The organism is Vibrio sp. R12-SG2-ISO1 (genome assembly GCF_059834045.1).
Genome location: NZ_JCBDGO010000021.1, coordinates 367,813 through 378,083, shown reverse-complemented (window position 1 = coordinate 378,083; position 10,271 = coordinate 367,813). Strand labels below are relative to the sequence as shown.

General features: G+C 50.6%; 10 protein-coding genes and 2 tRNA genes. 6 read left to right on the top strand and 6 right to left on the bottom strand.

Going from position 1 to position 10,271, the window contains the following annotated elements; genetic code table 11:
* The 3 genes from AC6R10_RS16515 to AC6R10_RS16505 form a co-directional block, all read right to left on the bottom strand.
* The coding region (locus AC6R10_RS16515; protein ID WP_500672934.1) for an LLM class flavin-dependent oxidoreductase at nucleotides 1-299 on the bottom strand (299 nt) is incomplete at its 3' end.
* 111 nt (nucleotides 300-410) lie between these two features.
* Complete coding sequence (locus AC6R10_RS16510; protein ID WP_500672933.1) at nucleotides 411-719, bottom strand: AzlD family protein; 309 nt, start codon at nucleotides 717-719, stop codon at nucleotides 411-413.
* The gene (locus tag AC6R10_RS16505; protein WP_500627280.1) at nucleotides 716-1,441 is read right to left on the bottom strand and encodes an AzlC family ABC transporter permease; all 726 of its coding nucleotides are present in this window, start codon (nucleotides 1,439-1,441) and stop codon (nucleotides 716-718) included. The genes AC6R10_RS16510 and AC6R10_RS16505 overlap by 4 nt, the downstream gene beginning before the upstream one ends.
* A 254-nt stretch (nucleotides 1,442-1,695) precedes the next feature.
* Between AC6R10_RS16505 and AC6R10_RS16500 the strand changes: the two genes are divergently transcribed.
* Both AC6R10_RS16500 and AC6R10_RS16495 read left to right on the top strand, forming a co-directional pair.
* Nucleotides 1,696-1,782 (top strand) — tRNA-Leu (locus AC6R10_RS16500).
* A gap of 41 nt (nucleotides 1,783-1,823) precedes the next feature.
* Nucleotides 1,824-1,897, top strand: a tRNA-Cys gene (locus AC6R10_RS16495).
* Nucleotides 1,898-1,933: 36 nt separating this feature from the next.
* On the opposite strand, the gene AC6R10_RS16490 is transcribed toward AC6R10_RS16495, so the two are convergent.
* Complete coding sequence (locus AC6R10_RS16490; protein WP_500627279.1) at nucleotides 1,934-2,884, bottom strand: GGDEF domain-containing protein; 951 nt, start codon at nucleotides 2,882-2,884, stop codon at nucleotides 1,934-1,936.
* Nucleotides 2,885-3,053: 169 nt separating this feature from the next.
* Nucleotides 3,054-4,094 carry an alkene reductase gene (locus AC6R10_RS16485; RefSeq protein WP_500672932.1) on the bottom strand — a complete coding sequence of 347 codons (1,041 nt, stop codon included), beginning with the start codon at nucleotides 4,092-4,094 and terminating at the stop codon, nucleotides 3,054-3,056.
* Nucleotides 4,095-4,223: 129 nt separating this feature from the next.
* Between AC6R10_RS16485 and AC6R10_RS16480 the strand changes: the two genes are divergently transcribed.
* Nucleotides 4,224-4,802 (top strand): TetR/AcrR family transcriptional regulator, encoded by a 579-nt coding sequence (locus tag AC6R10_RS16480; RefSeq protein WP_500672931.1) that lies wholly within the window; start codon nucleotides 4,224-4,226, stop codon nucleotides 4,800-4,802.
* Between the two features lie 80 nt (nucleotides 4,803-4,882).
* On the opposite strand, the gene AC6R10_RS16475 is transcribed toward AC6R10_RS16480, so the two are convergent.
* Nucleotides 4,883-5,353 carry a NanQ anomerase/TabA/YiaL family protein gene (locus AC6R10_RS16475; RefSeq protein ID WP_334552009.1) on the bottom strand — a complete coding sequence of 157 codons (471 nt, stop codon included), beginning with the start codon at nucleotides 5,351-5,353 and terminating at the stop codon, nucleotides 4,883-4,885.
* Between the two features lie 353 nt (nucleotides 5,354-5,706).
* Between AC6R10_RS16475 and AC6R10_RS16470 the strand changes: the two genes are divergently transcribed.
* The 3 genes from AC6R10_RS16470 to AC6R10_RS16460 are packed head-to-tail and all read left to right on the top strand — an operon-like array spanning nucleotide 5,707 to nucleotide 10,252.
* On the top strand, nucleotides 5,707-8,403 hold the full coding sequence (locus tag AC6R10_RS16470) for a nitrate reductase (protein WP_500672930.1): 2,697 nt from the start codon (nucleotides 5,707-5,709) through the stop codon (nucleotides 8,401-8,403).
* Nucleotides 8,404-8,408: 5 nt separating this feature from the next.
* Nucleotides 8,409-9,302: a uroporphyrinogen-III C-methyltransferase gene (gene cobA, locus AC6R10_RS16465; RefSeq protein ID WP_500672929.1), complete on the top strand. Its 894-nt coding sequence runs from the start codon at nucleotides 8,409-8,411 to the stop codon at nucleotides 9,300-9,302.
* Nucleotides 9,299-10,252, top strand: a complete 954-nt coding sequence (locus AC6R10_RS16460) for a glycosyl transferase family protein (protein ID WP_500672928.1) — start codon at nucleotides 9,299-9,301, stop codon at nucleotides 10,250-10,252. The genes cobA and AC6R10_RS16460 overlap by 4 nt, the downstream gene beginning before the upstream one ends.
* Nucleotides 10,253-10,271: the final 19 nt, after the last annotated feature.

The following is a 10,271-nucleotide window of genomic DNA, read 5'->3' as shown; positions in this document are numbered from 1 at the left end:
TAGAGCGCGTCCAATGTGCCAAATTGCTCTGCAATAACAAGGGGCGCATGGTTGGGCAACATAACACCACCGGAGCCCAAACGGATCGAGTGGGTGTGAGCGCCGATATGGCTGAGCAACACACTGGTGGCGGCACTGGCAATATCAGGCATATTATGGTGTTCCGCCATCCAAAAACGGTGATAGCCCCAAGATTCGACGGCTTGCGCCAATTCAACTGAACGCTGAAAAGTCTGAGAGAAGTCTGTGCCGTCAGAAACGGGCGCCAAATCAAGAACGGATAAGCGTGGGAAAGACATAGATGAGTATGGCCTGTTGATGAATGTTACCTAACACATGGTGTCGAGTACATGGGTTTAAAAGGGCAAAATTGCCCTTTCACTGTGGACAAATTTGTCCTTAATCTCCGCTTAGATAAGACGCGTGAGCGCTGCTGCGGTAATACCTGCTGCGATTGCTGGCAACGGTTTTTTGGTGGTAAAGCTCACGATAGCAGTAACCAAAAGTGCAACGCGAGCCCCCATGTCACCTTCCACCGCTAAGGGGGCCAACAGCGCGATTAACACCGACCCCGACATAGCGGTGATAAATTGCTGCACTCGGTAGCTAATTGGTACAAACGACATGACGAACACGCCACCCCAGCGTGTGAGCAGGGTGACCAGTGCCATGGCGATAATAATAATTAACGTGCCTTGCCAATCGGTTGAGATCATCATGCTTGTTTCTCCGTCCAAAAGGCGCCGAGCAACCCTCCTGCGAGCGCGCCAACCACAACATGGCTATTGTCGGGCAAATAATAATAGGCCAGCAAGGATGCGCATCCGGCCACGCCCCAAATAACGAACATACGCAGGCTCTTAGGGCCAATCGCTACCATAGAGAGTAAAAAACAGCCCATGACCATATCGAGCCCTAAACTGATTGGGTCACTGATCAAGTTGCCAAACGCATAGCCAAGCCAGGTGCCTAGCATCCAAAAAGACCACAATGCTACACCGCCACCGAGCAGAAGGCCGAGTCCTCTCTGATGGCGGCCAAACGCATTCATTGACATCGCCCAGTTGGCGTCTGAGGCAAATAACATGACGCCATAGCGCTTGCTGGCCGGAAGGTGGCGTAGCCAAGGGTAAAGGGTCGCCCCCATTAACAAATGACGCGCATTAATGGCAAAGACGGTCACTAAAACGGGAATCAACGCGACCTCTTGTCCCCACATCTCTAACGTCGCGAACTGTGACGCCCCTGCGAAAACTAATCCGCTCATTAGCATAATGGATAACGGTTCCAAGCCGACTTGGACCGCAGCGACACCAAACGCAATACCGAAGATAATCACAAAGAATGACAGCGGAACCAGTTCTCGAAAACCGTTCCAAACATCATAACGAGTAAAATGGTGCAGCTCAGTGCTGTCCACTTGTTGAGTTTGAGTAAGCATGACTTTTCCTAGCCAGTGTGCAGTAAAGTGATTTGCCACTGATTTATTATAAGAGCGTCTATCAGTACCATGAATGTGTGCTAGACGCAAAAGGGTTGTGACGATGATTATTTGCACGGATTGATGGCTTTTTATCTAAACGGTTCAGCGAGTTACAGTTTTTTGTTGACCGCTTCGCTCAATTCGTTAAAGTACGCCTCGTTCTCACGGCAATCGCCGAAGAGAAATGGTGTGACCTTCGCATCTATTGCGTTGCCCTGGTGGTGGAATTGGTAGACACAAGGGATTTAAAATCCCTCGGCGTTCGCGCTGTGCCGGTTCAAGTCCGGCCCGGGGCACCATTAACTCAAGCAGAACAGGCTTATCAAGTCGTAGATACAAAGGCGCGTTGGCAGAGTGGCTATGCAGCGGATTGCAAATCCGTGGACCTCGGTTCGACTCCGGGACGCGCCTCCATTCTTTCTCTATTCATCTCTTAAACGAAAAGCAGCCTCAAAGCGTGACTATAGCGACGCTGTTCTTACCATTCTTCTTAATTTGATACATCGCGTCGTCGGTATGTTGATAAATCGCATCAAAGCTTTGTTCTTGGCGCTGAAACTGGCATGCACCGATACTAAATCCTATTGTCACCTTCGCATGTTCTCTGCTTAGGGTATAGGATGTAAATGCGAGTAGACGCTGGCAGATAGCCTTAAGCTGAGTTAAATCACACTGAGCAAAAAAGATCACAAATTCATCGCCACCCAAACGCGCGGCGTGACCTTCTTGTCCCGATATTTCCCGAATCCACTCGGCAATCTCAATGAGGAGTAGATCCCCCATTTTATGACCGAGTTCATCGTTGACTGACTTAAAGTTGTCGACATCGATAAAAATCATCGCTGAGTGAACGGAGTGGTCTGTTTCGATACTGTCATAGTGCTGCTCCAGTGCTTTACGGTTGAGGAGGCCCGTCAACGGATCACTAGAGGCGAGTTTTGCCAACTGCAACTCATAGCGTTTTTCTTGCGTAATGTCGATGTGTGTACCCATCATCCTAATGGGTTGACCTTGCGAATCGAATTCTACGATACGCCCACGGTCAAGTACCCAACTGTCGGAGCCATCTTTATGCACCATACGGTGAATCACTTGGTAGTGCTCGGTCTTCCCTGCGATATGGTCTTCAAATGCGCCAACCGCAAGATCATAGTCTTCGGGGTGAAGTTTACTCTTCCAGGTATCGACGGTGGCACTGAGTTCAGACGTTTGATAGCCGAGCATCGCTCCCCACTCCATATTGAAGATAGTTAACGACCCCGTCGGAATATGTTGTTCCCATAAACATAACCCAGTGCCATCGAGCGCGGCATTGAGCTTTTCTTGCAGGCGTGCATTGTCGCGTTTCAACTGTGCGATTTCGTTCTCAAGACGTTCAGTGTTTTCGTCGTATTCATTCATGACTTGACTGCACTCGCAATGGACAGGGGGAGAGTTAACAAGTTGACCATAGTACAAAATTCTCTACTGTTTGGTAGTAGAGTTTTACCGAATGAAAAATGGAAAAAGCGCCGAGAGTATCGGCGCTTTTGTCTTATTCTCAGTAATCTAAAGGCTGCTGATGCGCGCCTTATAGTAGTGAGGTCAGCATCTCTTCACTGTACGGAGTGAGCGCTTGGCCCGATTTCACTTTTTCAACGTAATCTGGGTTGGCAATCAGAGGACGGCCAATCGCAAGTAAATCAAACTTGCCTGCTTCAATCGCCTCATTGCCGGTTTGAGCATCAAAACCACCCACGCCGATCAAGGTTTTCGAGTATTGAGCGCGCATGTATTGCGAGGCGGTACCGCCTAGGTGCTCAAATGTCATAGCGTCATCGAAAATGCCCACATGTAAGTAGGCCAAATCACGTATTTCGAGTTGCTTGAGCAAGTAATCGAATACGTCGCGATCACGTGGGTCGGCCTCGACGTTAAAGTAAGCGCCAGGGGAGAGACGCAGACCAACGCGAGCCGCGCCGATCGCTTCCACAACAGCGTCCATCACTTCTAGCGCAAAACGAGACATATTTTCCGCTGTTTGGCCATACTCATCATCACGTTGGTTACTGCTGTAGTGAAGGAATTGGTCGATGAGATAGCCGTTTGCACCGTGGATCTCGACACCATCAAAGCCTGCTTCGATGGCGTTTTGAGAGGCCTTGGCAAAATCGGCGACTAAGCGCTGAATCTCTTCTTTGCTGGCTGGGGTTGGCGTTAGATAGGTGAGATGGCGCATGCGTGGCACGGTGCCTTCGACACCAATCGCAGAAGGGGCAATCACTTTATCGCCACCAAAAAACGACGGGTGCGCAACGCGGCCGGTGTGCCATAGCTGAGCGAAGATCTTTCCGCCATTTTGATGCACACGCTGAGTGACCTTTTTCCAGCCCTCAATCTGCTTTTCAGTAAAGAGCCCAGGGGTGTTAGGGTAGCCTTGACCGTCAGCACTGATTAAGGTCGCTTCGGTAATGATTAAGCCTGTGTCGGCGCGGCGGCCATAGTATTCCACCATTGCATCCGTTGGCACCAGATCCTCGTCAGACATGCAGCGAGTTAGGGGAGCCATTACAATGCGGTTGTTGAGCGTTAGCGTCTCATTGAGCTTGAACGGTTGAAATAGGGTATTCATCGACGTGTCCTTCGAGAGTATTTGAATGCCTATTCAAGTTAGAATATTTTGAATGTCCATTCAAGTATTTTTTGAATGCACATTCAACATCAGTTACTATGTGGGTATTTCAACCTTAAGAGTGATGTTATGCGCAGCGCAGAATTTGACCGCCAAGTGGTATTAAGGCAAGCAATGGCGAAGTTTGTCGAGAAAGGCTATGGCAAAACCAGTATGCAAGATCTTAAGTTGGCAACCGGGCTACATCCTGGGTCGATTTATTGTGCGTTTGACAACAAGCGTGGTCTATTGATCGCCGCATTGGAGCAGTATCAACTCGATAGACACCAAGCAATGGAAGCGCTGTTTGCGTCTTACTCAACGGTGTTTGAAGGGATTGAAGCCTACATGGAGTCGGTGCTCGAAGAGTGCGAACAAGAGCAGATTAAAGATTGCTTGCTGCAAAAAGCGCTGAGCGAGCTGGCTCATCAAGATGAACAAGTTGAGGCTTTGATCAGTGACATGTTGCGCCGTTGGCAGCAATGGCTGGTGGAAAAGATAGCCGTTATGATGGAGCTTGGGGAAATTGCCAATCATCGCTCGCCTGAGCTGGTGGCACAGTTTTTAGTCATGGGTATTTATGGCATGCGTACTTTGTCGCACACTCAGCCTGATTCTGGCGTACTTCGCGCACTGAACGACGAGCTATTGCGCTACATCAAGGGCTAGTTGCTAAACAAACCCGCACAACATTAATACGCGCGGCTTCTAAGCCGCGCTATGGTTAAATGTCGAAGACGTCGGTCTGTTTATTCAAACAGACTCTTTTCAATCTTGATCACGACTTTACGCACCGGCGCTGGCTGGTTGTTGACAGCAACCAATGGACGGTGAGGTTGGCCCGGGTAGAACACCACAAATTCACCGGCTTTAATGGTGACAAATTGCTCTTGTTGTAGCTGCTCACTGAACGCCAAATCTTTATCCGCTAGGTAATCTTCATCCAACCCCGTATACGGCAGTAGGCTGTAGCCAAACGTCTCTTCACCTTCGAGCAGCAATTGCACGTCAAGGTAACGTTGGTGGCACTCTGACTTACGCTGTTCAAGTGGTTGAGTGTTGTCATCCATCACCAAGAAAAAGGCGCTGTCACCTTCCAGATCATGACGGCCATTTTCGATAGGTTGAGCAGTTTGTTCCATTACGCGTTCAATCAGCTCGATGAGTTTAGGCTGTAGGAAGCGGGCAAAGGAGAGCTCTGCAGTGCTAGCAGTAAACATAGTGAATCCTTAATATTTGTATGACAATAACACCTGAAATATAAAATAGCTTTTCAAAAACAACAATCACTATTTATGAGAGTGTGATTGAGTGCGCGTTCATTAACCATTCAGTGAGCGAAGTAGAGACGCGCACTGTGAGGATCCTGCTGCGCACACAATTGGTGCAATTTAGGGTGTTGAAAATATTTAATTGTATAATTTTATTGATTTTTCTATTTGGCATCTTCATTGCTTTACCCTAAGTGACCTAAGTAAATTCGTGCTCAGTCACACAATACAATAACAACGTCAACGGCAAAGGAGCCTCTTCCCAACAGGAAGAGGCTTTGTTGTTTTTAGAGGAAGGAATCATGGCAAAGGAATGTATCAAATCGGCCTGTCCGTACTGCGGCGTCGGCTGCGGAGTCGAAATTAGCCCACTCGGTATTGTTGGGGACAAAGCCCACTCAGCCAACCAAGGCGCACTGTGTGTTAAAGGCGCCGCGCTTGCAGAGAGCATGAAAATGCCGTCGCGCTTGCTCTACCCCAAATTTCAGGGCAAGGAAGTGAGCTGGGATGAAGCGGCAGAGCGCATTGCCGGTGCGATGGCGGAGGCGATCCACACGCAAGGCGCGGATTCGGTCGCCATGTACGTTTCAGGGCAACTGTTGACAGAAGATTATTACGTTGCCAATAAGCTGATGAAAGGCTTTGTTGGCAGTGCCAACATCGACACCAATTCACGTTTGTGTATGTCTTCGGCGGTAGTGGCGCACAATCGCGCGTTTGGCGAAGATGTAGTGCCGGTCAATTATGATGACCTTAATCATGCCAATCTGATTGTCATTTGTGGAGCGAATACCGCGTGGACGCACCCTGTGCTGTTTCGTCGAATCCAACAAGCGCGCGATAAGAATCCAGAGATGAAGTTGGTCGTGATTGATCCACGCGAAACCGTCACCGCGAGCCAAGCGGACTTGCATATTCCTATTGCCAATGACGGCGATGTGGCGCTGTTTCACGGACTGATTCGCTATTTACATCAACATGATGCGCTTGACCATGACTTTATTACCAACCACACAGAAGGCTTTGAGGCATTGTTGACTGAAGTGAACGCTAGTCAATATCAGTTGGATGCGATTGCGGAACGTATCAACGTCGAGTCGGCGAAAATTGCGACCTTCTATCGCTGGTTTGCGCAAGAGCACAAGGCGATCACGCTGTTTTGTCAAGGCGTTAACCAATCGCAAAGTGGTGCAGATAAAGGCAATGCCATCATCAACGCGCATTTAGCTAAAGGGGCGATCGGTTATCAGGGCGCAGGGCCGTTTTCTATCACCGGGCAACCGAATGCGATGGGCGGACGCGAAGTCGGCGGGCTCGCCAATCAATTGGCTGTCCATCGCGGCTTCGATGATGAGTCCATCGCACTGGTCGAAAACTTTTGGCAAGCGCCTAATATCGCCAGAAAGCCTGGTTTAAAAGCGATCGAGATGTTTGAAGCGGTTGAGCGAAACGAGATCAAAGTGATTTGGATCATGGCAACCAATCCAGTGGTCTCGATGCCAGATAACCACTACGTGCGCCGCGCACTTGAAGCCTGTCCTTTGGTTATCGTGTCAGACATCACCGCCGATTCAGATATCGCTCAATACGCAGATCTGCTGTTGCCCGCCGCAGGTTGGGGAGAAAAGCAGGGCATGGTGACCAACTCAGAGCGCACCATGTCGCGCCAAAGACAGTTCACGCCACCACCGGGGCAGGCTTTGCCCGATTGGCGTGCGATTAGCGTTGTTGGCGCGCTTTTGTGTGAAAAACTCGGGGTGAGCAACGGATTTGATTTTCAAAGTGAAGCGGACGTGTTTCGTGAGTATGCAGCCATGACGGGCATCAATGCAACGTCTCCACGTTTACTGGATATCAGCCAATATGCTGAGCTGACGGATGAGGAGTATCGTCAATGGCAACCTAAACAATGGGGCGGGGAGAGACCTTACGCCGAGCAGCGTTTTAGTTTCGCCGACGGTAAAGCGCGTTTCATTGCCGCGAAAGAGGGCGCATTGCAACGAGGCTGGTGGCTCAATACCGGCCGTCAGCGCGATCAATGGCACACCATGACGCGCACAGGGCATGTGGTTCATCTTGCCGCCTCAGAAACGGAGCCGACGGTGTACATGAACGCGCTATCGGCAAGCCATTTGGGTATTGAGGCCGGCCAACTTATACGTATCTCACCTGCCAAACTTGCATCGGCGCAAGGGCCGCACGCCACTATTGTGGCGAAAGTGGGCATGGATGAGACCTTGAGTTACAAACAGCTCTTTATGTCGATGCATTGGGCGGCGGCGTATGGCGGAAAGTCACAAGTGAACGCCGTCGTAAGTCGAGATGCCGACCCTCATTCTGGTCAGCCCGCGTTTAAGTCAAGCGAGGTCGAGCTTCTGCCAGTATCGGTTAAGACTTATGGCCTCTACATTGGCAGCCAATTTGACCCCGACGATTGCCTGTATCACTCCTTTCAAGTGGAGAATCGTGTCGGAATTTGGCGCTTTGCCCATGATAAGCCCGCAGATAAGCAGACGTTGTGTGTGGGTGACAGACCTAGCCGCCTCAGCCATATCAAAACCCGCCGAGTCGTCCTTGATACCTCTTCTGGATGGTTAGCGGTGGATTTTGATGAAGTTGGAGATGAGCGCATTGTCCGCGCTTTATTGGTCACGTCAGAGCAACCTCTCCACTCCGATTACACCAAATTAGTGGAGTTGGTTGGCAAGGCGCTCAATTTCAGCCGTCTTATTTCTCTTGCAGCGCAAGAAGGCCAGAGCGAGCTTATTTGCAGCTGCTTTAGAGTGACCGATGAGCAGATTTTGCAATCGCTCAGCGAAGGGGAGTGTTCGAGCGTAGCGCAGTTGCAAACCAGATTGAAGTGCGGCACCAACTGCGGCTCTTGTTTACCACAAGTCGCACGTTTGGTGGAAGAGTTCGAGCAAACGCGGGTTTCGCCTGACACAACGACACAAAGCATCACAGTAGTAGATACGTCGCCGAATGCGACAATGAGGTAAGTGCTATGGATAAGTTACCGTATCAACACAACGACACATACCGACTTCGAGAAGGGGCTGGGAAAAGCCTATCCAGCGCTGGATTTATCGACCACGATGCCCAGCGTGGCGCATCGCTGAAGTTGGCGAGTCCAAAACCCGGCACGGGTCGCGTCTTTTTGACGGGCGCAGGGCCCAATGATCCTGAGTTGCTGACCGTCAAAGCGATGAAGGCTATTCAGAATGCGGACGCGGTCGTCTACGACCGATTAGTGAACGTCGATATCTTGGATTTGGCTAAGCCGAGCGCGACACTCATCTACGTGGGCAAACGCTGCGGAAAACCGAGTCTAAAACAGGAAGAGATCAGTCAAATCTTAGTGGATTTGGCGATGCAGGGATTAGAGGTTGTGCGCTTGAAAGGGGGAGATCCTTTTATCTTCGGTCGCGGCGGTGAAGAAGGGTTGCGACTTGCAGAGCAAGGCATTGAGTATGAGGTGATCCCGGGCATAACCGCCGCCATTGGCTGCGCAGCGAGCAGTTTTATTCCCCTCACGCACCGAGAGGTCGCGCGCAGTGTAACCTTCGTGACGGGGCAAGTAGTGTCGGGCGCACTGCCGACCTGGGCACATTTGGTCGGACAGGGGCAGACATTAGTGTTTTATATGGGGCTTGAGAAATCCGCCGACATACAACAAGGGCTGATGGCCAATGGGTTGGCCGCAGATTTCCCGCTTGCGATTGTGACGCACGGTTGCAGTCGTCAGCAGCAAGTCCATATCTCAACACTCGGGGCGCTGTGCGAGATGGCTCAAGCGTTAAAAGGCGTGAGTCCAACGTTGATTATCTTAGGTGAAGTGGTCACACTACGAGAACAATTAACGAAGACCATAGCGTCTGTGGCTTATGAGGCTGTATGAGCACAATAAAGGAATGTATTCGCACGGTTGGGCGTGGGGAGAGGGGGCGCAAACCTCTGAGTTTTGAGCAAGCCTATCAGGTAATGGATGAATATCTCGATGGGCAGGGCGCGGACGATCAAATGGCCATGCTGCTGATGCTGATTCGCGTACAAAATGAGACCAAGCAAGAGATTGCCGGTTTCGTCAAAGCGTTTCAGTCACGTATGCCACAGCTTGGTGCCGACATCGATTGGCCTTGTTACGCCGGTAAACGCCCAGCCAGTGGCAAGCCGTGGCATGGATTAGCGGCCAAAATTCTTGCCAACGCTGGGCACAAGGTGCTGCTGCATGGCTATCATGACCTTGCCGCGGGGCGAGAGCATGTTGAGGATTATTTGACTGAGCTTGGCATCGAGATGGCGAAAACGCCAGAACAGGCCAAAACATTGCTCGAGCAGCACGGTATCGCATATTTGCCACTGCGCCATTTTGCGCCCAAAGCGCAAGAGATGATCGGTTGGAAAAATCGCTATGGGCTCAGAACGCCGATCAATACGGTGGTTCGCGCCCTGAACCCAAGTGGCGCAGCGATTGGTATTCGCGGCAGTTTCCACCCAGGTTTTCAGCAGTTGCATGCAGAGGTAGAGCATGAAATTGGCTTGACCAAACATGCGGTGGTCTCTTTCAAAGGCCAATCGGGAGAATCAGAATACAACCCCAAGGTAAGCCAAACGGTCTGGATGAGCTCAGAAAACGGCGTGACCTCCCACTACCAGGCAGAGCAGCTGCTCACCGATGTGCCACTACCGAAGGCATGCCCTTTAGAGACGCCGCAAAGTGATTGGAACATGATGGCGAACACCATTATCGCGACCATGGCGACTGTGTTGTTCCCGCTGCACAACGATTACAGTCAAGCGTTTGCGTCGGCCTATCAGCTTTGGGAGGACTACTGCGCCACTGCTTGAAGCTGAAATATCTAGAAAA